Origin of the sequence: Chroococcus sp. FPU101 (assembly GCF_017312365.1) — a bacterium.
Taxonomy (GTDB): Bacteria; Cyanobacteriota; Cyanobacteriia; order Cyanobacteriales; family Microcystaceae; genus Chroococcus.
On sequence record NZ_BLJI01000034.1, the window covers coordinates 1 to 26,271 of the forward strand.

Annotated in this window: 27 protein-coding genes and 1 pseudogene; 14 read left to right on the forward strand and 14 right to left on the reverse strand. The window is 37.1% G+C overall.

Annotated features, from left to right (window positions below):
* Positions 1–85 precede the first annotated feature (85 nt).
* Entirely contained in the window at positions 86–280 is a 195-nt protein-coding gene (locus CFPU101_RS20445; RefSeq protein ID WP_206817170.1) for a DUF433 domain-containing protein, read from the forward strand.
* Between the two features lie 26 nt (positions 281–306).
* Here CFPU101_RS20445 and CFPU101_RS20450 read toward each other — a convergent pair whose 3' ends face one another.
* The 3 genes from CFPU101_RS20450 to CFPU101_RS20460 all read right to left on the reverse strand — a co-directional run bounded on the left by CFPU101_RS20450 (position 307) and on the right by CFPU101_RS20460 (position 2,324).
* On the reverse strand, positions 307–666 hold the full coding sequence (locus CFPU101_RS20450; protein WP_206817171.1) for a type II toxin-antitoxin system PemK/MazF family toxin: 360 nt from the start codon (positions 664–666) through the stop codon (positions 307–309).
* A complete protein-coding gene (locus tag CFPU101_RS20455; RefSeq protein ID WP_206817172.1) occupies positions 641–892 on the reverse strand; it encodes a hypothetical protein in 252 nt (83 codons plus the stop codon). The genes CFPU101_RS20450 and CFPU101_RS20455 overlap by 26 nt, the downstream gene beginning before the upstream one ends.
* A 226-nt stretch (positions 893–1,118) precedes the next feature.
* Positions 1,119–2,324 (reverse strand): phospholipase D-like domain-containing protein, encoded by a 1,206-nt coding sequence (locus CFPU101_RS20460; protein ID WP_206817173.1) that lies wholly within the window; start codon positions 2,322–2,324, stop codon positions 1,119–1,121.
* 183 nt (positions 2,325–2,507) lie between these two features.
* Here CFPU101_RS20460 and CFPU101_RS20465 point away from each other — a divergent pair, with 183 nt between their 5' ends.
* Together CFPU101_RS20465 and CFPU101_RS20470 are read left to right on the forward strand one after the other, a co-directional pair.
* Positions 2,508–3,152: a Uma2 family endonuclease gene (locus tag CFPU101_RS20465; protein WP_206817174.1), complete on the forward strand. Its 645-nt coding sequence runs from the start codon at positions 2,508–2,510 to the stop codon at positions 3,150–3,152.
* Positions 3,153–3,368: 216 nt separating this feature from the next.
* Positions 3,369–4,322, forward strand: coding sequence for an AAA family ATPase (locus CFPU101_RS20470; RefSeq protein ID WP_206817175.1), 954 nt, complete (start codon positions 3,369–3,371; stop codon positions 4,320–4,322).
* Between the two features lie 8 nt (positions 4,323–4,330).
* Here the strand turns inward: CFPU101_RS20470 and CFPU101_RS20475 are convergent, their stop codons facing one another.
* Positions 4,331–4,789: a hypothetical protein gene (locus CFPU101_RS20475; RefSeq protein ID WP_206817176.1), complete on the reverse strand. Its 459-nt coding sequence runs from the start codon at positions 4,787–4,789 to the stop codon at positions 4,331–4,333.
* A gap of 260 nt (positions 4,790–5,049) precedes the next feature.
* Between CFPU101_RS20475 and CFPU101_RS20480 the strand changes: the two genes are divergently transcribed.
* Positions 5,050–5,490 (forward strand): Hsp20/alpha crystallin family protein, encoded by a 441-nt coding sequence (locus tag CFPU101_RS20480; protein ID WP_206817177.1) that lies wholly within the window; start codon positions 5,050–5,052, stop codon positions 5,488–5,490.
* Positions 5,491–5,634: 144 nt separating this feature from the next.
* On the opposite strand, the gene CFPU101_RS20485 is transcribed toward CFPU101_RS20480, so the two are convergent.
* Positions 5,635–6,357 (reverse strand): phycoerythrobilin:ferredoxin oxidoreductase, encoded by a 723-nt coding sequence (locus tag CFPU101_RS20485; protein ID WP_206817178.1) that lies wholly within the window; start codon positions 6,355–6,357, stop codon positions 5,635–5,637.
* Between the two features lie 175 nt (positions 6,358–6,532).
* On the opposite strand from CFPU101_RS20485, the gene CFPU101_RS20490 reads away from it, so the two are divergent.
* Both CFPU101_RS20490 and CFPU101_RS20495 read left to right on the forward strand, forming a co-directional pair.
* Positions 6,533–7,957 carry an NADP-dependent isocitrate dehydrogenase gene (locus CFPU101_RS20490; RefSeq protein WP_206817179.1) on the forward strand — a complete coding sequence of 475 codons (1,425 nt, stop codon included), beginning with the start codon at positions 6,533–6,535 and terminating at the stop codon, positions 7,955–7,957.
* A 102-nt stretch (positions 7,958–8,059) separates the two neighbouring features.
* A pseudogene (locus CFPU101_RS20495) lies at positions 8,060–8,361 on the forward strand (DUF29 domain-containing protein); the annotation flags it as partial.
* A 101-nt stretch (positions 8,362–8,462) separates the two neighbouring features.
* On the opposite strand, the gene CFPU101_RS20500 reads toward CFPU101_RS20495, so the two are convergent.
* The 4 genes from CFPU101_RS20500 to CFPU101_RS20515 all read right to left on the reverse strand — a co-directional run bounded on the left by CFPU101_RS20500 (position 8,463) and on the right by CFPU101_RS20515 (position 14,204).
* A complete protein-coding gene (locus CFPU101_RS20500; protein WP_206817180.1) occupies positions 8,463–9,860 on the reverse strand; it encodes an ATP-binding protein in 1,398 nt (465 codons plus the stop codon).
* On the reverse strand, positions 9,857–11,515 hold the full coding sequence (locus tag CFPU101_RS20505) for an FAD-dependent oxidoreductase (protein WP_206817181.1): 1,659 nt from the start codon (positions 11,513–11,515) through the stop codon (positions 9,857–9,859). The genes CFPU101_RS20500 and CFPU101_RS20505 overlap by 4 nt, the downstream gene beginning before the upstream one ends.
* 69 nt (positions 11,516–11,584) lie before the next feature.
* Entirely contained in the window at positions 11,585–12,196 is a 612-nt protein-coding gene (locus CFPU101_RS20510) for a Uma2 family endonuclease (RefSeq protein ID WP_206817182.1), read from the reverse strand.
* Positions 12,197–12,242: 46 nt separating this feature from the next.
* A complete protein-coding gene (locus CFPU101_RS20515) occupies positions 12,243–14,204 on the reverse strand; it encodes a pentapeptide repeat-containing protein (protein WP_242578136.1) in 1,962 nt (653 codons plus the stop codon).
* Positions 14,205–14,379: 175 nt separating this feature from the next.
* Between CFPU101_RS20515 and CFPU101_RS20520 the strand changes: the two genes are divergently transcribed.
* From CFPU101_RS20520 to tsaE, 5 genes are all read left to right on the forward strand, one after another.
* Entirely contained in the window at positions 14,380–16,149 is a 1,770-nt protein-coding gene (locus tag CFPU101_RS20520) for a serine/threonine-protein kinase (RefSeq protein WP_206817183.1), read from the forward strand.
* Between the two features lie 85 nt (positions 16,150–16,234).
* Positions 16,235–16,432: a hypothetical protein gene (locus CFPU101_RS20525; RefSeq protein WP_206817184.1), complete on the forward strand. Its 198-nt coding sequence runs from the start codon at positions 16,235–16,237 to the stop codon at positions 16,430–16,432.
* A 60-nt stretch (positions 16,433–16,492) separates the two neighbouring features.
* Complete coding sequence (locus tag CFPU101_RS20530; RefSeq protein ID WP_206817185.1) at positions 16,493–16,969, forward strand: Tic20 family protein; 477 nt, start codon at positions 16,493–16,495, stop codon at positions 16,967–16,969.
* 151 nt (positions 16,970–17,120) lie between these two features.
* The gene (gene yvcK, locus CFPU101_RS20535) at positions 17,121–18,497 is read left to right on the forward strand and encodes a gluconeogenesis factor YvcK family protein (RefSeq protein ID WP_206817186.1); all 1,377 of its coding nucleotides are present in this window, start codon (positions 17,121–17,123) and stop codon (positions 18,495–18,497) included.
* 1 nt (position 18,498) lies between these two features.
* On the forward strand, positions 18,499–18,969 hold the full coding sequence (tsaE, locus tag CFPU101_RS20540) for a tRNA (adenosine(37)-N6)-threonylcarbamoyltransferase complex ATPase subunit type 1 TsaE (RefSeq protein WP_206817187.1): 471 nt from the start codon (positions 18,499–18,501) through the stop codon (positions 18,967–18,969).
* Here the strand turns inward: tsaE and CFPU101_RS20545 are convergent.
* Complete coding sequence (locus CFPU101_RS20545; RefSeq protein WP_206817188.1) at positions 18,946–19,974, reverse strand: acyltransferase; 1,029 nt, start codon at positions 19,972–19,974, stop codon at positions 18,946–18,948. The genes tsaE and CFPU101_RS20545 overlap by 24 nt on opposite strands.
* A 99-nt stretch (positions 19,975–20,073) precedes the next feature.
* Positions 20,074–21,153, reverse strand: coding sequence for a RuBisCO accumulation factor 1 (locus tag CFPU101_RS20550; RefSeq protein WP_206817189.1), 1,080 nt, complete (start codon positions 21,151–21,153; stop codon positions 20,074–20,076).
* Between the two features lie 147 nt (positions 21,154–21,300).
* Between CFPU101_RS20550 and CFPU101_RS20555 the strand changes: the two genes are divergently transcribed.
* From CFPU101_RS20555 to gnd, 3 genes are all read left to right on the forward strand, one after another.
* The gene (locus CFPU101_RS20555; RefSeq protein WP_206817190.1) at positions 21,301–22,116 is read left to right on the forward strand and encodes a carbon dioxide-concentrating mechanism protein; all 816 of its coding nucleotides are present in this window, start codon (positions 21,301–21,303) and stop codon (positions 22,114–22,116) included.
* A gap of 9 nt (positions 22,117–22,125) precedes the next feature.
* Positions 22,126–22,593, forward strand: a complete 468-nt coding sequence (locus tag CFPU101_RS20560; protein ID WP_206817191.1) for a DUF29 domain-containing protein — start codon at positions 22,126–22,128, stop codon at positions 22,591–22,593.
* 394 nt (positions 22,594–22,987) lie between these two features.
* A complete protein-coding gene (gnd, locus tag CFPU101_RS20565; RefSeq protein WP_206817192.1) occupies positions 22,988–24,412 on the forward strand; it encodes a decarboxylating NADP(+)-dependent phosphogluconate dehydrogenase in 1,425 nt (474 codons plus the stop codon).
* A 256-nt stretch (positions 24,413–24,668) separates the two neighbouring features.
* Here the strand turns inward: gnd and CFPU101_RS20570 are convergent, their stop codons facing one another.
* From CFPU101_RS20570 to CFPU101_RS20580, 3 genes are all read right to left on the reverse strand, one after another.
* Positions 24,669–24,866, reverse strand: a complete 198-nt coding sequence (locus CFPU101_RS20570; protein WP_206817193.1) for a hypothetical protein — start codon at positions 24,864–24,866, stop codon at positions 24,669–24,671.
* A 103-nt stretch (positions 24,867–24,969) separates the two neighbouring features.
* Positions 24,970–25,665: a helix-hairpin-helix domain-containing protein gene (locus CFPU101_RS20575; protein WP_206817194.1), complete on the reverse strand. Its 696-nt coding sequence runs from the start codon at positions 25,663–25,665 to the stop codon at positions 24,970–24,972.
* A 5-nt stretch (positions 25,666–25,670) separates the two neighbouring features.
* Positions 25,671–26,042 carry an NINE protein gene (locus CFPU101_RS20580; protein WP_206817195.1) on the reverse strand — a complete coding sequence of 124 codons (372 nt, stop codon included), beginning with the start codon at positions 26,040–26,042 and terminating at the stop codon, positions 25,671–25,673.
* Positions 26,043–26,271 lie beyond the last annotated feature (229 nt).

Below are 26,271 nucleotides of genomic sequence, written 5' to 3' on the forward strand. Positions count from 1 at the left end.
ATCCATGACTTATTTTCCTCATTTATGAATCGGTGAATTTTGCTCGTGCCATAATGATCAGTAGACAAATTTAGAGGTATGTAAGATGAATCGAGAAATTATTTCATCTGATCCAAAAATTATGAACGGAATGCTAGTTTTTCACAGAACACGTGTACCTGTAGCAATTTTGATACAGCATCTAAGCGCCGAAGATTCTTTAGAGACTTTTTTAGATGATTTTCCAAGTGTTACCAAAGAACAAGCGATTATTTTTTTAGAACAATTATATTTATGTTAGTAAACAGAAATAACTAATTTATTCGTCTATAAACCTAGAGTATGTCTTAATGCAACATCAATATCTGTTGTAGGTAATGAACCAATAACTTGATAAATTGCGGTTAGTGTAATAGTAGCTAGATTATCAGACATGATGACGGAATCTGTTAACAAACCAGATTGTTGTCCTTCTGGAGAATTTAATAAAATAGTAACGCGACTTGGATGATTTGCTCGCTTCAGTTGGCTGGTAATCATCGCAACAATTACTTGAGATAGACCTGTTTGTAGGTTATCTGCTTGAACGACCAAAGCGGGGCGTGTTTTAGCTGTAATAAAATTAGAATTTGGAAAAAGCACTAAAACAACATCATTTCTGTTACAAATTGTGTTTTGCTGCGTCATAGTTATCATATATGCTCATTTCATCACTATTCCAGTCATCTGCAAAAGTTGTCAAGCTGGTTTTTAATACTTCTGCTTCTGCTGGATTAATTTGATGAGAGGCTAGATCAATTTCATTAGATCTAATAAAAGTTACAATAACTTTAGTACCCTCAAGCACATCATTAGGCTGTTCTGCCAATTCTATTCGACCGTTTTTATAAATACCTTCAATACTAGTTAGCATTTTTTTCTCATAAATAAGGAGCGAATTTAATTTAAATTATAACTCAGCTACTAAGATGTAATGCTCATTTATTTTTTCTAATTTTAAAGCCCAACTCGTACCTTCCTCCCAAAAAAATAATTAGCTTGTTTTCCGTTAAGTCTTTCTTTCTTAGGAATGTATGGCTCAGTCAAAAGATTTAATATTTGTTTTTTGAGTTCTTTATAATTTTGATGTTTATTATTGGTTAACAAGTAATTACATTATTTGTTAAATATGTGTTCAGTTTACTATAATAATAAAAAACTCGTGGCTCATTATCTTGCTCGTTAATTGTTTGAACCCAGCAAGTAGTATTCGATTCTATATCATTCAAGAGTTGGTTTAGTTGCTCTTCTGTAGAGTAAAGTTCTAAACTCAGATTTTTTAATTTGTATGGAGAAAAATAAAAATTAGATTCAAATGTTATTGATAGCTCATTCATCAAAAACACTGCTTTATATGAGTCGGCAAAAACAAAATTTGTTAGCTCTAATAATATTTTTATATTAGCACTGTCTTTACTTTTAGGTATTAAGTTTGTAGTTTCTGCTATAGTAAGATTTATCTTAACATTATCTATTGTTATTTCTCGTGGTGGAGGTGGTTCATCAAAAGTATAAGTGATACGTGTACCAGCCAGACGAACCCAAGCAAACGAATAAATTTCTAAATCAGAACTTTGCTTTACACATAAATATCTTTTATATTTTCCTTGATATATTTTCTCAAGATCAACTTCTTCATTTTCAAAATTCCATTTAGATAAAGTTGTTATTTTATCAATTATTAAAGAATATCTATTGCTCTCAAATTTAACTGTTCCATAAACAACTTCACTGGCTTTACGTTGTGGAGCTTCTGGAACATCGTTATCATTATCTATAGGCTCAAGCTCTATAAGCTCAGGTGGATTCTCTATATCTATTACTCTTTGTTTTGATAATTGCTCTTCAAATTCTTTAATTCTCTCAAAAGTAATTAATTTTCTATTTATTAACCATTCACCAGCTAAATCCTTAATCCAAGAAATATCATCTTTATCAGTAGAAACCATATTCGCTTCTAAATTATACTGTCCTTGAGTGGTTAAATTCTGACTACCGATACTGACAAAGCGATCTGGAATAATAATTAGTTTAGCGTGTAATTTAGAAAGCTCATAGATTTGAAATCCCAAATCTAAAAGTGTTTTAAGTGTTTTTATACTAGAACTACCTTGATTAAATAAATCAAAATCAAATCTTGTATAAATTTCACTATTTTCTTTATCTTTTATAAGCGTTAATACTTCTAAAGCAAGATTAGTTAAATAAGGTGAAAATACAATAACTCTACCAGAAGCTTGTTTTAGTTCTCGCTTCCATCGCTCTACAATATTGGCATCACCGCTAAAATAGTATTCTACAGTCATATTTTACTAATAAGTATGTCCGTTGCTCTTGCTATATCGTTTAAAATGCCCAATTACCCGTTATTAATTCACATATTGCCTATAATTCTTAGCTTTTCTTAACAAAACAGAGTTATACTAGATATTGTGGCTAGTTATTTTTTATAATAGTCAATTAAAGTTAAAAAAATCTCGTATTTTTTGATGTCGATAACGATTCCTATCCTTAAACAGATCAGCAAAATTCAACTTTCACCAGGTAGTTTAGTCACTATTCCTGATGTGACTTGGCTAGAATTTGAATCAATCTTAGAAGAATTGGGAGATAACAGAACTTCACGCATTGCTTACAGTAATCGTAATTTAGAAATTATGGTTCCTTTACCAGAACATGAAATACCAAGAGATTTACTATCTGATATTGTCAAAATATTACTAAAATTTGTTAAAAAACGTTATCAACCTTTTGGGTCAACAACTTTTAAAAAGGAAGGAATAGCGGGTGTAGAACCTGATGCGTGTTTTTATATTCAAAATTATCAAAGAATGATTGGCCGTAAAAGGTTACAATCTGATGACCCACCACCAGATTTAGCAATTGAGACTGATGTTACTTCAAACACAATTGAGGCTTATCAAGCGATACAAGTTCCTGAATTATGGATTTATGATAGTGGTAAGTTAACGATTTTTGTATTAACAGAGAATGGTTATATAAATTCTGAGATTAGTTCTATTTTTCCAAATATACCTCTTTTAGAGATTATTCCTCAAACCATTGAAAAAAGCTGGCAGGTTGGAAGTTTACAAGCATTAGAAGAGTTTGAAAGACTTCTCACAACATTTTAATTTGACTAAAATTTTATACATCTTAAGTACAAATATATTAGATAAGCAATCTACAAATTTAATTAACTGGTTATGCTTGTCGGCAAACAAAATCATCGTCTTGACTAAGACTAAATTATTCGTTTAACGCTCGGAAAATGTTAGACTACAGCAATTGTTACAACGTTAACAATAACAATTTGGGAGACTATAAGAGTAACAAGTACGGTTATTATTATGCGTGATTACGAAAAGGAATGGCTAGATAAACAGGTTGAACTACTCAGACTAAAGATGTTACTCGATGAGAAAAAGAAAAAAGAACAATCTCAAAACCCAGTAACCTCACCTCCGCAAAGTGTACAAAATAAACCTGAAACCCTTAATGATGTTCTACAAAAGCTAAATAACCTCATTGGAATGGAGAATATCAAAGAAGAGGTTAATACTTTAGTTAATTTTCTCAAAATTCAAAAACTTAGACAAGACAAAGGTTTAACCGCTATTCCTCTAACCCTGCATTCGGTGTTCTGTGGTTCCCCTGGGACGGGTAAAACGACGGTTGCTAGATTAATGGGACAAATTTATAAACAGATTGGTATTTTGTCTAAAGGGCATCTCGTAGAAACCGATCGCTCTGGCATGGTTGCGGGTTATATTGGACATACGGCGCAACAGGTCGATAAACTGGTTCAATCTGCTTTAGATGGGGTTTTATTCATTGATGAAGCATATACATTAGAACCCGAAGACGCTTCAGGTAATGATTTTGGACAAGAAGCAATAGATACTTTACTCAAACGGATGGAAGATTACCGCGATCGCTTAGTGGTGATTGTAGCAGGTTATACGGGAGAAATGGAACGGTTTGTTGATTCTAATCCTGGATTAAAATCTAGATTTTCTCGTCATTTTTATTTTGAAGACTACGAACCACAAGAATTAATCGCTATGTTTGAGCAGCAATGTCAGAAATATGGCTTTCAATTAGATCCTGCGGCCCGCACCATCTTACTTGACAAATTCACCGAGTTATACTCTATTCGAGATGACAGCTTTGGCAATGGCAGATTAGTTAGAAATATTTTTGAGAGAACCGTTTCACAACAAGCCAATCGCTTAGTCAAAATCACTAATCTTAGTGTGGAAATGATGAGGATGCTACTTGCAGAAGATATAGATTTTGAATAGAAACAAAACTAACCATTAGAATTATTGTCCCTAACATTAGCTCCTCGATACTTTAGATTAGAAGGTGTATTAGCGGGTTGCGAGGGAGTTTCTACCATCAAAACACCACGATATTTTCTGACTTTCCGTTTATCGGTTACTTCCTTTGGAGACACAGCAATAGATGAAGGGACAACTTCTGCGGGTTTTTGTCCTTTCATCATGTTCACTTTCGTTTGTACCGTAGCCTGAAACTGTTGTACTTCTAAAGTATTTTCTGTATCTTGCTGTTTCCAAAAATAAGCAATGGTTGATAAACCAAGAATCAAGAGTAAGAACTGAACTTGCCAAGGAGCGAGTATTAGACTAGCGAGTAAGCTAACACCTGCGACAACAGCCGTGACATAAGCTAATTCATCTTGTGATTTACGGCAAATATAGAACGAAATTAAGCCAGTGAGTAAGGGAGCTAAGAATAAAAGACGCATGGGTATAGTTCTCCAACCTATAGATCCTTATCTGTATATACTATGACTTTTTTCCTAAGTTTGCTTGTTTGAATACAATTTAAGCCTGTTCGGTTAGTTATCTTTCAAGTTCGGTTAACCGACCTTATTGAATTCAAAGATAAATAGGGTTATTTCTACATAGTTTTTCGCTATAACCGTATTCACTGACTTTTTTATTTTAATTAATATGTAAATAAGCAATAAATACAGCACGTAGATTAAGTTAGGAGAAAAACAAAATGGCTTTAGTACGTTACTCCCCTTTCCGTGAGATGGAAACCCTACAACGCCAAATGAATCGTCTATTTAACGACTTAGTTCCTTCTACTGAATTCAACGGTGAACAATTTGTCCACGCACCTGCTGTAGAAATTTCTGAAAACGATGAAGCAATTCACGTTAAATTAGAAGTTCCTGGCATGGAAGCAAAAGACTTAGATATCCAAGTCACCAAAGAAGCTGTTTATGTCAGTGGAGAACGTCGTCAAGAAAACACCACAGAAGATAATGGTGTCAAACGCACTGAATTCCGTTATGGTAAATTCCAACGTGTGATTCCTCTCTCAACCAAAATTGAAAACACTGATGTTAAAGCAGACTACAAAGATGGCATTCTGACTTTAACTCTACCCAAAGCTGAAGAAGAAAAAAATAAAATCGTTAAAGTCAATATCGGCTAATTGATTTTATTCTGTAGTAGTTAGATAAGTTTAACCCCAAGGGATGAAAGAGTCTCTTGGGGTTTTCCAATTTAACCTCATTCCTAAACCCACTAACTGCATTTTTATAGTTCCCTCTCTTTTTATGAGAGGGTTAGGGTGAGGTTATTTTAAATCAAACAAAAATCCGTGAATATATTCTTCTGTCCATTCCGAACCATACAAACGAGTAAACATCCCTCTGGCGGGATCTTTTTCGGCGCGGTATCCAATATAACGTAGATGGGCTTCTCTAATCTCAGCTAGTTTTTCTTCATCGGTTACGGGTTCGGCTTGTTCGACAAACTTGAGATAAGCTTGTAGATATTCTTTAAACACATTAAAGACTTTTGTTTCGACGAGTTCGGTTTCTTGGGGACGAGTCCATAAAAAAGCGGGTGAAAAGAACTGTTTAGCCTCATCAGGAAAATCACCACCCCAGGGTAAAACCTCTTGATAGGATTGAAAAATCGGTAAAACGGGATCAGAATATTTTTTTTGATATTCCGCATTATGGAACAACGGCTGCATATCTAGGGCGATTAAATGCCCTCCTGGGAGCGTGACTAAATCACCTCCAAAAAAGGGTAAATCGTAATTTAACCGAGGAAAAATGACAAAATTCAGCACTTGTAGCGTATTTCCACCTTGGACGTGTGCCGCTCGAATTTGTCGCAGTTTTGGCGATTGAAAACCATAGCTAGTGGTGGTGACGGTTTCTTGTCTTTTTCCTTTTCCTGTAAGATTTTCTTTGTATTCAAACCCTGAAGGGATGGGATAGGGAGATAAATCTAATCGTTCTTGTAACAATGCGATCGCATAATCTAAAAAAGGTTGATATAACGTCATTATTCGTATTGGAGTGAGCCTTCATCCATGAGCATAAAAAACTCAAATAGCGATCGTCTCATTTTTCGACAACATCTTAATATTTTGTAAACTCATGGTTTTGGTAGTAAAATTAGCTTTCTTCTGTGAGATAAAACCTATCATTTATGAAGACATCGAGTATTAATTTAAGCTTATGTACGAAAAACTAACACCCCCGACAACAGGATCAAAGATTACATTCTCTGAAGGTAAACCGATTGTTCCTCATGATCCTATTATTCCCTTTATTCGGGGCGATGGAACAGGGGTCGATATTTGGCCTGCTACTGAAAAAGTAATTGATGCTGCGGTCGAAAAAGCATATGGGGGAGAACGCAAAATCAACTGGTTTAAAATTTATGCGGGTGATGAAGCTTGTGAAGTTTACGGAACCTATCAATACTTACCCGAAGATACCCTGACTGCAATTAAAGAATATGGAGTTGCTATCAAAGGTCCTTTAACTACTCCTATCGGTGGGGGTATTCGTTCGCTTAACGTTGCTTTACGACAGATTTTTGATTTATATGCTTGTGTTCGTCCCTGTCGTTATTACGCTGGAACACCATCCCCTCACAAAACCCCAGAAAAACTAGATGTGATTGTTTATCGGGAGAATACCGAAGACATTTACTTGGGAATTGAATGGAAACAAGGAACAGAAATCGCTGATAAATTAATTCATTATTTGAATACTGATTTAATTCCCGCAACACCCGAACACAAAAATAAACAAATTCCGCTAGATTCAGGAATAGGCATCAAACCCATTAGTAAAAAAGGATCACAGCGTCTTGTCCGTCGCGCAATGGAACAGGCGTTAAGATTACCTAAAAATAAACAAATGGTCACCCTTGTTCATAAAGGAAATATTATGAAATATACTGAGGGTGCTTTCCGTGATTGGGGTTATGAGTTAGCCACGAGTGAATTTAGAGATGTCTGCGTCACTGAACAAGAATCTTGGATTTTGGATAATAAAGATCGTAATCCAGATTTAAGTATCGAAGACAACGCCCGCATGATAGAACCAGGATACGATGCACTAACCGCAGAAAAAAAAGAAAAAATCTGTTTAGAAGTACAAAAGGTTCTCGATGCCATTGGAGAAACGCACGGGAAGGGTCAATGGAAAGATAAAATTATGGTCAATGACCGAATTGCTGATAGTATCTTTCAACAAATCCAAACTCGTCCCGATGAGTATTCAATTCTTGCGACGATGAACCTAAACGGGGATTATCTCTCGGATGCTGCTGCGGCTATTGTTGGTGGTTTAGGCATGGGGCCTGGTGCTAATATTGGCGATAGTTGTGCAATTTTTGAAGCCACACACGGTACAGCCCCGAAACACGCGGGTTTAGACCGTATTAATCCAGGTTCAGTTATTTTATCGGGTGTGATGATGTTAGAGTACATGGGATGGCAAGAAGCAGCAGATTTGATTAAAAAAGGGATTAGTACCGCGATCGCCAATCGTGAAGTAACATATGATTTAGCGCGTTTAATGGAACCTCCTGTCGAAAAACCATTCAAATGTTCTGAGTTTGCTCAAGCGATTATTAATCATTTCGATTAATTAATTCGTCTCATTGACATAATTGTAGGGGTTTGGTCTTCAAACCCTTTTTCTATAGAATTTAGATAAGATCTGAATCAGCATTTATTTAGATGTATTCTTATGGTAGCTTTCCATACCCTCTACGAAACTGACTTTAACCTATGGCTAGAGGAAACCGCTAATTTACTAAGGGAAGGTAAGTTTAGTTTAATCAATTAGACATCGAAAATCTGCTAGAAGAAATTGAAGGTATGAGCCGTAGTGAAAAAGAGGGGTTAGAAAGTAATCTGATTCGAGTTTTGCAACATCTTTTAAAATGGCACTATCAACCTGAGAGACGTTCTGCTAGTTGGAGTTATATGATTTATGAACATTCTCGGCGAATTAATAAAGCCTTTAAAAATAGTCCAAGTTTAAAACGTTTAGCAAAAGTTGGTTAAAACCGACTTAAGGTAAAGATTCTAATCCGTTTTAACGGATTTTAGCTTTGAGACAGTGAATTTATTCACTGACACCTAAATCCTCAACACTTAGCTGCATTAATCGGTAGTCGAATCTGAAAACGAGTATCCCCCGCTTTTGACTCAAAACGAATACTTCCTTTATGTTGTCCCTCCACAATACGCCGTACAATATCTAAACCTAAACCTGTGCCTTTTCCTGCTTCTTTGGTCGTAAAAAACTGTTCAAAAATTCGAGATTGAACCTCAAGCGGAATACCTGACCCATCGTCGGCAATTTCGACTCTTATACGATCGCTTTCTTGTCTCGTTCTAATCCAAATCTTACCTTTTCCATTCATCGCATCAACGGCATTATCAATCAAATTCGTCCACACTTGATTTAATTCCCGTCCATACGCGCAAATATGCGGTAAATCTCCATAATCTCGAATCACCTCAACACCATACTTTAACTTGTATTTCATAATGGTTAAAGTGTTTTCGATTCCATCATGGACATCGATTTCTTGTAAGGGGCCACGATCCATATAGGTATAATCTTTCATGGCGTTGATCAGATCGGAGATTCGCGTCGAACTATGCTTGATCTGATGCAGGGTACACATCCCATTTAAAGTCGATTCTAGCCATACTAAAACGCTTTCTAAGCAGGTTGAATCAATATTTTTCTTTAAAACTTTCAAATCATGGATCTCAAGCCCAGAAGCGACTAAAGTTGGGGCTAATTTCCATGCTTGATTAACGCCTTGTTCTTCTAACCAATCGCTCACTTCGTCTTCGGCTTCACTCCGACTAAGCGGATCATCCTGAATCGGCTTTAAAGCTGCTTTTAGCGATTTATGATAAAAATCACACAAAAAATTTACTTTTTCTGAATCAAAAGGCTGCTCGTGCATTCTTAGGGCAAATGATGGCAACATTGACAGCACTTCTAAGAGTGATTCCACACTACGACGAATGGCAGCAGCAGGATTATTTAATTCATGGGCTAACCCTGCGGACATTGTACCTAAAGAGATCAGTTTTGCGTGTTGTTGGATGACTGATTCGTGCATATGCGATCGCTCTGCAGCCGTTTTCAAAACTTGTCGCATCACCGTCGGACAAGTTTGCAAGACAAACCAAAACGCATCGGGTTCTAATTTATACAGTCTGACATCAGTCAAAGCGCGTCCTGTTGTTGGATAGGATTCATTGAGTAATAAAATTAGTTCTGCAAACACATCACCTGCTACTAAGGTGGCAGCATAAGCATTTTGTTGTCCGATATGGTGCGTCCATTCGGTTATCCCTTCTAAGATAATATAAAATCCATCTGGCGGATCACCTTGTTTTGCAATCACATCTCCTGCTTTTAGTTGCAGACTCGTTCCATGACTGGCAATACACTTTAATTGCTGTTCATCGAGATGGGACAATAAAGGAATTTGTTTTAACTCATCTGTAATATTGCTCATAAATTGCTCAAATAACGATGTACAAATTGAACACAGATACTTCCTTCACCAACACTAGACGCAACTCGTTTAATCGATCCACAGCGCACATCACCAACCGCAAAGATGCCAGGGATATTGGTTTCGAGTAAAAAGGGATCGCGATCTTGTGTCCAACCTTTCGGACGATCGCTAAAATGGGGTAAATCTGAGCCTGTCAGAATAAAACCTTTATCATCCCTCTCAATCATGCCATCTAACCATTCTGTACGCGGAACTGCACCGATAAAAATAAACAGGGAGTTCGCGGGTACTGTTTCGAGTTGACCTATTTCTTGTTTAATGACTAAAGCTTCAAGGCTATGATCTCCTTTAACTTCCATCACACTACAGAGACACTTCACTTCAATATTAGCTCTAGCGCCAATCTGATCGATCAAATATTGCGACATACTTGCAGTCAAGGACTCACCCCGAACCAGCATGGTTACTTTACGTGCATATCGAGAAAAATACATTGCCGCTTGTCCTGCTGAATTGGCACCACCGACTACATACACATCCTCATTAGCACATTCTAAAGCTTCTGTTTGAGCCGCGCCATAGTACACCCCAGCCCCTGTTAAACGATCAATCCCAGGAATATTTAAACGTCGCCAAGATACTCCCAACGCTAGAATTAGTGCGTGACAACTAATTTCTGTCCCACTCTTGAGAGTAATAATACGATAATTATTTTCTAGCCGAATACTGACGACTTCTTGAGGTGTGAGAACTTCCACCCCAAACCGTTTCGCTTGAGTGACAGCCCGACGCGCTAAATCTCCTCCACTTAAACCCACTGGAAACCCTAAATAGTTCTCAATACGCGAACTGGTTCCTGCTTGTCCTCCTGGGGCCTCTCGTTCGATCATCACTGTTCGTAAGCCCTCAGATGCCCCATAAACGGCTGCTGCAAGCCCTCCTGGCCCTCCTCCAATAATGGCTAGATCGTAAAAGGGTTTGCTTGCTTGGGTTTGTAGTCCAGTTTTTTCCGCGATTTGGATATTATCGGGTTTAACGAGATGTGTGCCATCGGGAAATAGGACTAGGGGTAAACAGGGGGTTTGCACTTTGGCATAAGTCATTAACTGTTTGGCTTCGGTTTCTCGTTCAATATCCAGCCAACGATAGGGAATTTGGTTTCTGGCTAGAAAATCTTTGACACGGTGTGATTCGGGTGACCAGCGATCGCCAATGACTCTGATTCCTTGAAATTCGATTTTGGAATGAGCGTTCCAATCATCAAGTAAGTCATCTAAAATCGGATACAGTCTTTCTTCGGGCGGGTCCCAAGGTTTGAGTAAATAATAGTCCAGCCTAGCAACATTGATCGCCCGTATTGCTGCTTCGGTATCTGCGTAGGCGGTTAGTAAAACCCGTTTTGCTTCGGGAAAAATGACACTCGCTTTTTCTAAAAATTCTACTCCCGTCATGTGTGGCATTCGTTGATCGACCAGAAATAGAGAAACGGAATCATTGCGTAATTTTAGCTGTTCTACGGCTTCTAGGGCCGATTGTCCAGAGTCCGCCCGTACAATGCGATAGCGATCTCCATATTGTCTTCGTAGATCACGGGTAATAGCTTGTAAAACCTCTGGATCATCGTCTACGGTGAGGATTGTCGGTTTATTCATGAATTAGGCGACAAATGAGCTTTTGCTGTTAATTGTATCGAAGAAAAAGCGATTTAGCCGATTAGCCGATTACTTTTGAGCTTGAAAAATTTGTGCTGCTGTTAAATCCAATTCTGGGAAAGTTGGTGAGATAATTGTTTGATTTCCTTTAAACAAATTTACCTGATACTCTCCATCGATTAAGTGACAAACAGAAATAGTCGGTGTTTTTGGTGTAGCAATGAAACGGGCTGAACCTTTTGCTAGATATTCAATAATCCAATATTCAGGAAAGCCTAATGCTTCATAATCATCAAATTTTTTGATATAGTCATCACGCCAGTTATTACTCACAATTTCAATGACTAAACAGGCTGATTCTCCAAGGGTAATTGATGATGCTTTTTTCCAGTAAGGATCATTAACAATAGTATCTCTATTTAAGACGATGACATCAGGAATATAGCCTGTTGCCTCTCGATGTGGTTTCACACCACAAGATCTAGGAATAAAATAAGGCAGTTGTAACCTTGTGTATTCTACAAACAGAGTCCCCGAAAGAAAGCCGCCTATATCCTCATGATCAGCAATTGGTAGCACTTCTATCATTCTCCCATCAATTAATTCATAGCGTCCGCCATCTTCAGGATATTGTTCTAAATATTCTTCAAAGCTTAAGTATTTAGGTACAGCTTGTGTCATTTCTTTAACCTCAAGCAATAGTTTGCTGTTATTTTAACATTAAATATTACTTCAAATAAATTAATAAATTCAAACCTGGAATTGTTCTAGAAAGCGTCCAAAGTAAAAGACTAATATACAGAATACCTAACGTCCATTGATACCAGACTAAACTCGTGACTAATCCTGGTAAATGTTCATCTCTTAAACGAATATCATTAAAGCCTGTTTTTAATAAATTATTTAAACTAAAATCATAGTAATTTAACCAATTCCAGCGACGTTCCCACAAAATAGGGATATATCTTTCTCGAAACATTGGGTAATCGGGAATAATGGGCAAACGACCGATTAAAATTCTTAGTTGTCTAAGCGTTCCATCTTGTACCAAATAAGAGACATCCATTAAATCGTGAAAGCGTCCCTGTTGATATAAAAGAATGGTTAAAGTTAGAGGAATCGGAAATAAAATAAACAATAAACAACCTAAACTAAGCCAAGGATGATTTGAAGATTGGAAAATACCTGATAGACCAATCAAAGTTAAGGTTAAATAACTATTAATCATCCAAATAATATCATAGCGACTAGGAAGAATCGGGGTCGGATATTTTCTACGCCAACGATCAATTAACCAAAATAGCAAACCAAAATAACTAATAACAATAATTCCTGTACTAAAGACTAAGTTAGAATTGGTTCCATAATTGCTTAATAGTAATAATATATTTAAAAGTACCCAATAGATAAAAGCTTTAAACCAAGCAAAATTAAGCATTTTTATTAGAGTACCCACAAAAACTTTTTGATGTAATTTTCTAACTCTTAAAAGTTCTCGTTTATATTCAATCTGATTCGCATCAGAAATTAGCTCTAAAGTTCTAAAGTTTCTGACTAAATTTTTCAAAACAGCCTGATTCCCTTCTAAACTGGGTAAAGAGATTACTTGGCCAATAATTCCAGCATCTCCTAAAATTCTGGCTTTGTCTGAATCAAACGCTAAACCCGCAACATTTAAACTAGCTTGTTCAGTAAATTCGGCGTTACTAAAATCAACTTGATCTAATAATTTCACATCTTGAAAATCAATTACATTATCAAAATAACTGGCTCTGAAAACAACTGATTTTTCAAAAGTAGAGTTTTTAAGATTAATTCCTTGAGAAAAATAACTTTCAGTAAACATTGTGCGATCGCGCCAAACCGTTTGATTAAAAATTGCCTCTCCTAACCATTGACTATTTGTAAAATCTGCCATTTGAGTAAAATCCGCCTGTGTAAAACTGCCACCATTATCAAAACAACTATCGACCCATTTAGAAACACCTTTAAATTGAACTTGTTTAAATTTGGCAGTAGCTAAAAATCGACTTTGATTAAAATTAGCTTCTTTGGCAAAAAGAGAACGACTAAAATCAGCAATGCGACCAAAACGCGCATCTATCCAAATACTATCCGAATAAAAATAAGTAGTAGATGCCTCAATTGGTTTAAGAAAAAAAGCTTTAGAAAAATCAACTTTACCTAAAAATTTAGTATTTAGTAATTTTAACCCTCCTCGAAAGACAATAACCGATGATAATTGCTCACTATCAACTAGAGAAAATTTTTTATCTTGTTGTAATAATTCTTGTTCTGCTGGTGTTAATAAAGTTGATAAAGCTGCTTTTGATAAAAGTGTGATCAGACCTAAACGTTGTCCTAAAAAATCACCTTTAATTTGTGACCCACTTAAATCTAATCCGAGTGGCTTTTTAGATCGAGTAATTTGATTTTGTAAAAGTTGATAAAACTGTTCTCTAAAGTCTGAATTATTGTCAGTTAAATCGATGATTAAATTGCGTAAATCAATCGTAGCCACACCATCGCTTAAAATCGGTGTGCTGATTCGTTCTTGTAATAAAGTAATCGTTAAAGGGATTCGATCTGCTGCAATTGCTGAAGCGTTAAAGATAAACAAAATTATTAAGAACCAAAGCCAAAATTGTTTTTTAATCCTAGAAGAAATAGCCGCGATTAATGACAACATTAATCTAATCCTAAACACCATTGAAGTATAGGTAGAATATCATATTTTTTGCAGCATACCTATAAGCTGAAACCTTACGTCAACATTTAGAGTCTCTGACATTTAAGGGAATGACGGCTTATCATAGGTTGAGGAGTACTAGAACAATAATTGTCTTAGTGATTGGTTTTCGTGGATGACAAATTTATTAAATAATCGCTATCAGATTCAACAAACACTAGCAAGAGGGGGGTTTGGCGAAACCTTTCTAGCGATGGATACCTATATGCCATCGAGTCGCAAATGTGTCATTAAACAACTTAAACCCGTTGTTCAATATCCCGTTATTCCACAATGGTTACAAGAACGCTTTCAACGAGAAGCTGCGATTTTAGAAGAATTAGGGGAAAAAAACGAACAAATTCCCCGTCTTTATGCTTATTTCTCTGAATCAGCTAATTTTTATCTGGTTCAAGAATGGATAGAAGGACTAACCCTCACCCAAAAACGACAGCATGAAGGCAATTTGTCAGAAGAACAAGTTAAAAAAATTTTGTTGAATCTTTTACCTGTTCTAGCTTTTATTCACGATCGCAAAATTATTCACCGTGATCTTAAACCTGATAATATTATCCTACGCAACCGTGATAATTTACCTGTCCTGATTGATTTTGGGGCCATGAAAGAAGCAGTGGCAACCGTGATTGATGCTTCGGGACACTCAACCTTATCCGTTGTCTCTGGAACACCTGGTTATATGGCCTCAGAACAGGCCGCAGGTCGTCCCGTCTATTCTAGTGATTTATATGGTTTAGGTCTAACGGCGATTTATTTACTGACGGGTAAAACACCCCAAGAATTAGAAACTGACCCAACGACGGGGGAAATTCTCTGGAGAAAACAAGCAAATCATCTTCACTCTAATCTAGCATCTGTCATTGATCGAGCAGTTCGCTTTCATCCCCGCGATCGCTTTAAGAGTGCTACAGAGATGTTACAAGCTTTATCGATTGGTGAATCTATCGTTGAACCTACCATTGCCCTATCACCAGGAACTCCGCAAACCGTTGTCGTTAAACCGACTCGTCCTGTTACTGTTCCTGTCATTAAACCTTCACAATTAGAAGAACGTCCCCAAAAATCACCTCTTGGATGTTTCTTACCCACATTACTATTCTTGGGAATTGTATTTAGTGCTTTTTTCCTTGGTTTTAGAGCATTTTTACCCAAATTTCCCGAGCGTCCTGAACCAACTCCAACCCCCGAAGCAACACCCACACCCGAAGCGACACCTAGCCCAATTTTTACACCCAAACCGCGTCCTGAACCAACTCCGATACCCACACCTGAACCTACACTCGAACCAACTCCTGAAAGTATTCCAATTCCTGTACCTCCACCTGAAGAACCAACCCCAGAACCCGAACCAATACCCGAACCCGAAGTTACCCCAACACCTGAACCCGAACCAATACCCGAACCAACTCCGACACCCGAACCCGAAGTTACCCCAACACCCGAACCCGAACCACCTCAAACTCAAAGCCAATATTATTCGCCCAAAGTTCCCATTTTCCCAGTAGGAACGGTGAAAAGTTCTGTAATTAATCAATTAGGAACCCCCACGTTTATCAAGAAAGGGCTTTGGGGAGATAGCCAAGCGGTTCGGTATCAAGATTTAATTCCCGACCAAGTTGATTTAGGTTATTTAATTGATAATCAAACAGGACAAATTCGACAAACTGAAGTTTCTTTTACGCCATCCGTTAGCTTAAAAACGATGCAACAAACCCTCAATCAATTACTTTCAGGAAATACAACACCCTTGGTCAGACAAGGTTTAGAACAAGTTTATCAAGGACAGAAACAAAGATATTCATTTAACGTCGGCTCACTAAAAGGTACAATTGAACGCCAGAAAAGCAATCATATTTATATAGGAATATGGGATGCAAATTTTCATTAAAATTGTAACTAAGAGAACCATTAATTTAAAGAACTAGCATTAGAATATAAGCAGAAACATCGGGGATCAAGAGGAGAGTGAGAGTATGTTAGTCATTCTTGCCGATGAACAAGTGCTATCAACTCAGCAAGTCTGTCAAGGGTGTTTATTAGCCACCCATCAGGGACAACCGCGTTGGTCTCAAGGGAACTTAAAATGTGGCCGAAAGCTATCCATTGCAGAAAACAGTCAACCGACTTTATTCGAGTGTCGGATGGGCTTTCGGGTCGCTAATATTGATTAAGTCAACAATTGCGTTATCTTGGAATAGACCTAGATCACGAATTCAACAGGAGATACAAAAATGACCTGGCGCGGTTCCGCAGACGTAAAAGACCGTATTTTCGGGGCTTTGGTTTATATTATGCCTTTAGCCTCTGCTTTTAAATTTGGGACATTTCTCATCGCACAATTCCCAATTTTAAGTTATCTAGCGATTCCTGTACTGCCAATGGCCTTGGTTAACAGTATTCCATTTGGCAATTTAATTCTCTTTTTTGTGTTGTTCCTTGCAGTTGTTAGAAATCCAAAAATCAGTCATTTTATTCGCTTTAATACGATGCAGGCGATTCTAATTGATATTCTCGTCTTTTTAGTTGGCTTAGTTTTGTCGGTATTGTTAAGAGGAACGGGTGGCGGTTTACTCACTGAAACACTATTTAACGTCATTTTTCTAGGAACCTTAGCGGCTTGTATTTATTCGGTTATTCAATCTATTTCGGGAAAATACGCCGAAATCCCCACTATTTCAGAAGCCGCTTATATGCAGGTGCGCTACTAAGTATTTAGTCTCACCGTAGACTACAATGAAGGTACGGGGTGAGGCAACTTTTAGCAAAATTGACGGGTCTATAGCCATAAAACTTGAGAAAATTCATCTAATCAGTAGAATTTTCTGATGGACGGCTGTTTTTTGATGTGAGTTTGTCTTTATGTCTGGTAGTCCAATCAAAAACGTCTTACGCAAACTCGGATTGGAAAGGCGTAAATTATCATTAATGAGTCAAAAAACACCCAGGCGAGTGAATCGGTGGTTTAAATGGCTATCGCCTGGATTGTTTATCAAACGCTGGTTATTAATTAGTTTGACAGGTGCGATTTTACTTTCACTCGGTCTAGCTATTTGGGTTAAGCTAACCCCCATTAACCGCTTAATTGGTTTGTTATCCCAGTTACTAGAACTAATTACTCGTTTGATTCCCAGTTATGTATCGGGGCCACTCGCCGTCATGATCGGTTTATTTTTGTTATTGTGGGGCCAAAGTCGTACTGTTGGTTCGATTACAGAAGCTTTGCAACCCGACAGTGATCAAGAATTAGTTGATGTCTTACTCACCCATCGCCGTCTCAACCGTGGCCCGAAAATCGTCGCTATTGGTGGGGGGACTGGACTATCGACCCTATTACGTGGTTTGAAGCAATATAGTGCTAATATTACTGCGATCGTCACTGTTGCCGATGATGGTGGATCATCAGGACGGTTACGGCGAGAAATCGGGGTTTTACCCCCAGGGGATATTCGTAACTGTCTAGCAGCCTTAGCTGATGAAGAGAAATTATTAACCGAATTATTTCAATATCGTTTTAAAGCAGGTGATGGATTAAGTGGTCATAGTTTTGGTAATCTATTTCTTACAGTAATGACGGAAGTGACGGGGGATTTAGAAAGAGCGATCGCAGCTAGTTCTAAAGTTCTAGCCGTCAGAGGAAAAGTCTTACCCGCAACCCTCACCGATGTCTGTTTATGGGCCCAATTAAGCGACGGTCGCATCATCAAAGGCGAGTCTAAAATTACGGAAGCAAACGGCAAAATTAGTCTTATTGGTTGTGAGCCACCCAATCCAACCGCTTTACCTGCTGCGATCAAAGCTATAGAGGACGCTGATTGTATTATCATTGGGCCAGGAAGTTTGTATACTAGCGTGATTCCAAATTTACTTGTTCCAGGCATTCGAGAAGCCATTGCAAAAGTTAAGGTACCACGTATCTATATTTGCAATATCATGACCGAAGTGGGTGAAACGGATAATTATACCGTTAGCGATCATCTACGGGCTATTGATCAAGTGTGTGGACAAAGAGTGTTTGATGCAGTATTAGTCCAAAAAATCTCGCCCTCTGAATTAGCTTTGAAACGTTATGCAGCAGAGAATTGTCATCCTGTTTATTTAGATCGTGAAGAGGTATCACGTTTGGGGTGTTTTTTGGTACTAGCAAATGTAATGAGTGAAAATGAAATTACAGGTTATGTTCGCCATGACCCACAGCGTTTAGCAAGAGTCTTAGTTCGATGGTTTAGTGAAAGTTAGTATGCGTAGTATTTTTTTATCAAATGCCGATTCTACCCAAAAATTAGGGCAACAATTAGGTGAATTGCTGCCCGCAGGAAGTGTGATTTTATTAACAGGTGATTTGGGAAGTGGAAAAACCACTCTCGTTCAAGGAATTGGCTTAGGTTTAGGGATCACTGAAGCGATCGTTAGTCCTACTTTTACTCTCATTGCTGAATATTTAAAAGGACGTATTCCGCTTTATCATCTAGATTTATATCGTTTAGAATCTCAAGAAGTCAATCAATTATATTTAGAATCCTATTGGGAAGGAATTGATGTCCCTTTAGGAATTACAGCTATTGAATGGGCGCAGCGTTTACCCTATCTACCGCAGAACTATCTTGGTATTCATTTAACTTATTTGCCCGAAAAAGGTCGCCAAGCCGTGTTAGAAAATAAAGGTGATAGGGAGTTGGATTTATCACTATTTGAGCCACTGATTAATTAAAGGTTGTAGTTTAATTTCGACCCAATAAGATAAACCTAGAATAAAAGCTAGTTTAATCAAGTATTCTAAAAAAAGATTAGGAATTACTGAATGTAAGTTTAACTGTTCTAATACAGGATAATGAAAAATATAAATACCATAAGAAATTGGAGCAATTTTAGTAAAAATTCCTAATAAATTATCAAAGTATTTAAGTTTATTACGATACCAAATCAAGCCAAGAATTATTGCAATTAAAGCGGCTGCGAAATGTCTTAAAATAACAAAAGGATAATAACCAAACTGAATTTTTTCACTTTGTAAAACAGGAACTGTAATCAAAGCCGTCATAAAAATTAAAGAAAAAATAATAGGTGACATATTTTTCCAAGTATATTTTTTTTGACTAACCCATATTGTTGCTGCTTCTAAACCTGACCACCAAATAATAAAATAGGATAACCAAAGAGCAATTTGATTTGGAATAATCATATAATTAATCATAGCTAGAGCAGATAAAGCTAAAATAAAATAAATTCGATAAGGAGTTTTAGGTAATAATTTATAACAGGGGAAAAACAACATATAAAACCACCATTCATAAGGCAAACTCCAAAGCGGATAATTGCTCAAAAAAGGATGAAACCAAACTCCTGGTTTAACGGCTCCAAAATCATGTAACATTAATAAATTGCCGAATAGGTTACCCCATGTAAATTCTTTAAATAATTTATTTTGAACAGCAAAAATAAGAATTGACAGTATTAATGAACATATAAAAGGAAAATAAATTCGTCTAAAACGTTTAATAAAATAGTCTCTAAAAGTAATATTTTGCTTTTTGTAAACCGAATAGGCAATCACAAAGCCACTGAGTAAGAAGAAAAGAATAACAGCTTCTTGCCCAAAGGAAAAAAAGACATCTTTAATGATTTGAGGAAAACCTTTTAGAGGTGCAATAATGTGATAGATAACGACATAACAAGCCGCTAATCCTCGAATCGCATCTAGCTTTTGTAAGTGCATGGTTTATCAAACTTGATAAATAAACATGACCCAATGTAACATTACTTAATGCTGAAAGCTAGTCTTTAAAAGAAATTATTCAATTCTTTTCATTGCTTGCTAGTCATCCATTTGCCAAGGTTCAATCAAATTATTTTCATCAAGAATTCTTTTAGGACGTAACACTAAAATGATTTGTCCGAGTAAAGGTAGCGTTGGTTCTTCCTCAAACCATTTGAAAATGACTTGATTATCCTGTTCAACTACAAAATAACTATTGACATCCCATTGTTCTACAGTCCGTTCGATAATCACTAGAACTTGTTCTGTGTTTCCTGATAAATTAATCGGTAATTGTTCACTCTTGCATAATACTGCAACAGGATCTTTTGCTTTTAAAACCGCTTGCCATCCAGGTAAAGGAACCATCATCCCCGAACCCGAATAGCTAATGGTGCGAAAGGGTTCTTCTGCTACGATCGCATCAACTGATTCTAGCGCTTGTTTAGTAATGGGATATTGCCCAACGACGGGAACCACTCTAGCTAATTCCTCCTCTTCTTCGAGACGATGTAATGGTATTAAGGGCGCACTCCGACTCGAAGTTACAGTAAAATCGCTTAATAATCGTTCGATGGCTTGTCTAGCTGTAGCAGACTGAGCAAATTTTAACCCTTTAGCAATCAAACGGGAGCGATCTTGTAAATCTTTAATTTGTCTAGCACGTTTCCAGCACTGATAAGCCACCGCATCCCCCGCTACTTTCGTAAAATCGGCAGGAACTTGTGAAAGACGGTAAAATTCTTGTATTGCTTTGGCTACATCTTTGGCTTCATCCGCTTCTAATCTTTTCTCTTTAGCTAATTCTACCGCCGCCGCCCGTTGATTTTGATTGAGAATGCGGAACTCATACAATACATCACTTCTTGGGCCGCGACAATAGGCTAAAACGTCTTCTGGGACATTCGCTTGTAACACACTATCGTAAACCTGCGCTGCCACGATAATCATATTTTGCTGACTTGCTTGAAACCCCGTTTGTTCAAAAATATCTTGAGACGGATAGCCAGCCTTTTGTAACTTTTGACACTTTTTGCCCCAGTCTATCCAACTGCCCTCTTTGTGTAACAGAGAACGTAGGATTTCAGATAATTCTGCATTACTTAACTCTAAAGAAGTGTCTTGCGGATTTTCGCTCATAGGGTTTGAAAGTGATTACAATGATGACTAGGACTAATCGATGTGATTAAAAATCTTCAGGATCGATTATTATTGACAGGCTAAACTAGATAGTAACAGAATAGCTGACAACAAAACTAGACGACGAGTCAGGCAGGCTAACCATCAATGTCACAACTAGATAAACGCAAACCCATTTCCCCCTCAAAACCCGCACCTCGGAGGCAAGTTAAATCAAAGCGTCTCGCACAAGATAGCGCGTTGGGTTTGGTTTCTACCACCAGTTTTCCAGCCATTGTTGGAACAGCCGATATGATGCTAAAATCCGCCGAAGTGACTTTAGTTGGATACGAAAAAATTGGCGGAGGTCACTGTACTGCTATTGTACGCGGAAATATTGCGGATGTGCGTTTAGCAGTCGAAGAAGGAGCTAGAACCGCCGAACAATTTGGCCAATTAGTCTCTAAACTGGTGATTGCTCGTCCGATGCCGAATTTAGAAGCCATTTTCCCCATTGGCAGTCGTTTGGTAGAAATTGCTCAAAACCAAAAAGGCTACAGCCGTTTGAGTAATATGTCAATAGGCTTACTCGAAACTAGAGGATTTCCTGCGATGGTAGGGGCGGCTGATGCGATGATGAAATCAGCCGATGTACAGCTTGCCTCCTATGAAACGATTGGCGATGGCTTGTGTACCGCTATTATACGAGGTTCAGTTGCGAATGTGGCAGTTGCGATCGAAGCTGGAATGGCTGAAGCTGAACGTATCGGAGAATTACACGCCGTAATGATTATCCCGAGACTCCTAGAAGACTTAGAACATACCTTACCTGTGGCGAGTTGTTGGTTAGATAAACCTGAACCTTTACCGATGTTGATGCCGAATACAGTTCGTGAAAAACAACGCGAATTAGTCGCCTTACCCGAACTCGAAAAAACCGCTATCCCCATGAGAAAGAAAGCCGAAGAAGATTTACCCTTGTAGTGTACTCAGATGCCATCCTTGCCAACTATCTCAATCTTATACGAACAAGATTATTATCTTTGGCTAAAGACAACGATACAAAAAATTCGCCTACAGCAATTTTCGGCTGTCGATTGGGAAAACTTGCTTTTAGAGTTAGAAAGCATGGGCAGAAGTGAAAAAAGAACTTTAGAAGGTCTTCTGATTCGATTATTTGAGCATTTATTAAAACTCGCTCACTGGACAACTGAAAAAGATTATAATGAGAGCCATTGGAAAGCAAAAATCTGTAACTTTCGTAAACAAATCAAAAAAGAACTAAAAGCCAGTCCCAGTCTTAAAGCCTATCTATTAGAAATTTTTCAAGAATCTTATCAAGACGCTAAAGAAATCATTTCCGAGCGTTCCAATCTTCCTCTAGAAACTTTTCCTATTGAACCCATTGCAACGGTTGAGCAAATATTAGATGAAAATTGGTACCCAACAACAAAAAGTTAAAAAATTTATTTATGGAATAGATGATTATCTAATAAGACCACTATTACTTGCAATAATTAATATCAAGAAAACTTAACATTTAGTGCTTCAACCCATGTCATTCATTAACTTAACGTAGCGATCTCCTGACAATTGTAGTACCTAAAAACTAATTGTCAAGTCCAGTTGTAGTAACTCAAAATAATTTAAAGTCAGACAAGCGAGATAGATAGTTATCTTTGTCACTTTATTATTTAACTTGATGATGGTATCAAATCGCACAATACTCCATAGGTGTAGTATGCTTAGCCTCTTTCTGTCATCGCTAGTCTTAAAAAAAACTAACATTTATGTTCTTCTCCTGGTAGATCGCGTTACAACCAAGAGTAAATGATTTCATTTGACTGACAATTTTATGACTAAGCGAACCTTTGGTGTGATCGGTTTAGCCGTGATGGGGGAAAACTTAGCCCTCAACGTAGAGAGTCGGGGCTTTCCGATCGCTGTCTACAATCGTAGCCCAGGCAAAACAGATGAATTTATGGCAACTCGCGCCCAAGGAAAGGACGTAAAAGCTGCCTATAGCCTAGAAGAATTTGTTCAGATTTTAGAACGACCCCGCAAAATTTTGGTGATGGTTAAAGCAGGGAAACCCGTTGATGATGTGATTGCCCAACTTAAACCCCTGTTAGAGCCAGATGATATGATTATCGATGGTGGAAACTCTTTGTATGAAGATACAGAAAGACGAACCAAAGAACTCGAAGCGACTGGACTCGGTTTTGTCGGAATGGGTGTCAGTGGAGGTGAAGAGGGTGCTTTAAATGGCCCTAGTTTGATGCCAGGTGGCACCAAAGCCGCTTATGCTGAATTGGAACCCATTTTGATCAAAATTGCCGCTCAAGTCGATGATGGGCCTTGTGTGACTTTTATCGGGCCAGGTGGTGCGGGTCACTATGTCAAAATGGTACACAATGGCATTGAGTACGGCGATATGCAGCTAATTGCAGAAGCTTATGATCTTCTCAAAAATGGTCTAGGTCTGACAAACCCCGAATTACATGAAGTTTTTGCCGAATGGAATACAACAGATGAGTTAAATTCTTTCTTGATTGAAATTACTGCCGATATCTTTAAATATATTGACCCCGAAACAAATCAACATCTAGTTGATTTAATCATGGATACCGCAGGACAAAAGGGTACAGGACGTTGGACGGTCATGAGTGCTTTAGAATTAGGTGTAGCCATTCCCACGATTTATGCGGCGGTGAATGCTCGTATTATGTCTTCAATCAAAGATGAACGGGTGGCAGCCTCTAAAGAACTGATGGGGCCATCTGCTAAATTTGAGGGAGATGTTGCTAGTTACGTGAATAAGGTACGGGATGCACTCTACTGTTCTAAGATGTGTTCTTATGCTCAAGGAATGGCTCTAATTGCTAAGGCATCGGCAGAATATAACTATAATATCAGTCTGCCTGAATCGGCCCGCATTTGGAAGGGTGGTTGTATTATTCGTGCAGGTTTCCTTGATAAGATTAAAAAAGCTTTCCAAGAAAATCCCAGTTTACCCAATCTACTGCTTGCACCTGAGTTTAAACAAACCATTCTTGATCGTCAAGAAGCTTGGCGGGAAGTATTAGTACTAGCGAATCAGTTAGGGCTTGCTGTTCCTGCGTTTAGTTCTTCTTTAGACTATTTTGATGCTTATCGACGCGATCGCCTACCCCAAAATCTCACCCAAGCACAACGCGACTATTTCGGCGCACATACTTACGAACGCATTGATAAGCCAAAAGGCGAATTTTTCCATACTGAATGGTCTCATTCTTCGTAGTATTTCATAGTTTTTTGTTTTACTATCAATAGCCGTCTTAGAATTTTTTCTAAGGCGGTTTTCAAATAAATAACGATATGATCTACCTTTGATTTAATTTTTATTAGCTTGTTCAAAGTTATTATGCTCAAATTAATCGTCATGAAGAGCGTTTTTATCTTAATTGTTGGTGCGCAGAAACGGAAGGTAATCAAAATCAAGCCTAATTACAACATAATTGGTGTTTAAGATTAGATTCCATACTGTTTTTTACAACTTAATCGAGTTTACGACGGTGGTGGTAGAATCCATAATTAACGATGTATGACCCACCCATCAGAAATATGAGTAAGCTACTTAACTTTAAAGATAAGCTTAAATCCATTGTTGAAAAAAGTCCAAAGTTACCTAGTCCCCAAAGAATTAAGAGAGTTAAATAGGTTTTCTTTTTAGACAAACGAATTTTGTAAGTCATGACGTTTCTAAACTCTTTTTTTTATTATATTGATTTTTAGAGTAATCTTTTAAAATATCAATTTTTATCGCTTAATGTTAGTTTTTACGCTCAATTGGGTATACTAAATAATATTTCGATACTGATTTAAAGATAAACCAGTTCTATGTTTAATTTCAATAACTGAATAAAAGCTACCATTTTTCTCTCTTTCTTCTATAATTTTTTGTGCCACTTGTTCTTCAAGTCCACAGTTAATCAATTCAGTTTTTGAATAACTATTAACTCGTCTCCATGATAAATCTTCTTCTAATTCAGGATGATATCTAAATGTCACTAATGGCTCTAATTGTTTTAGATAGCTTTTGGGTATTCCAGCAATATCAGCTAATTCTTCTAAATCTGTAAATAAATATCCTTCATTTCGTAAAAGTTCTATGTTATTAGCATAAATGATCGGTAAACCGAGTTGATAAACCATTTCATCTTTAGAACATTTATTAATATCTATTTTCTGCTCTTTTTGTCCAATGGCATTCGGCAATTCAAAATTACTTAATAAATATCTATTATTTTTAGTTAAATATTTTTTTTGTATATAAAAAGCAGTTGCTATTTGAGCTAACCAAATTAACACAAATGGTAATAGTTGATTGGATGTGTATATTAAATTAATTAAAATAAATAGAATACCTAAAATTAGCCAACTTTTTGTTTTAGTTTTGTATCCAGTATAAGCGAGCGCACCTCCACCAATGATAGGTACCCAAGCTAACCAAAGCCATTTTGTGTTATTTTTCTGACGAGTTGATAGTTTCATTTTCTTTATAATGAATCTAAATATTTACGACGTTTTTCTTCATATTCTTCGGCGGTAATCACACCTGAATCATACAATTTTTTTAAGTCTATTAAAATAGCCATTTTATCTTTAGACGATTCTTGAACGCTATTTTGTGAGCCGATATAATTCATCGTTTGCCCCAGAAAATAATTAGAATTATATTTAGCATTAAAGCTTTGTTCAGACATTATCAATAAACCGATAAATTCAAAGAAAGCAATGAGTCCTGGAATCATCGTCCAGAAAAATACTAAGTATAAAACTCCAGCTAACGTTTCACCTAAATAAAATTTATGTATCCCAAAACCACCCAAAAAGAAAGCTAATAAAGTAGCTACACTTTTATTTTTCATTTTTTCTACTCCTACTACAAACTAAAATCCTTTTTCTTTCTCAATAATTTAGTAACTAGGAAATAAAGAATAACAATCCCGAATTGCGTTTCGAGCAAAATCAAATACCCTTTAATCAAATAGTTTAGTTCCAGATTTGAGTTAAATGCAAAAACGATTCCACCCAAAACTAAAAAAGGAATTGTCCGAAGCCATTTCATTGACTCTTTATGTATTTTACGACTGAGAG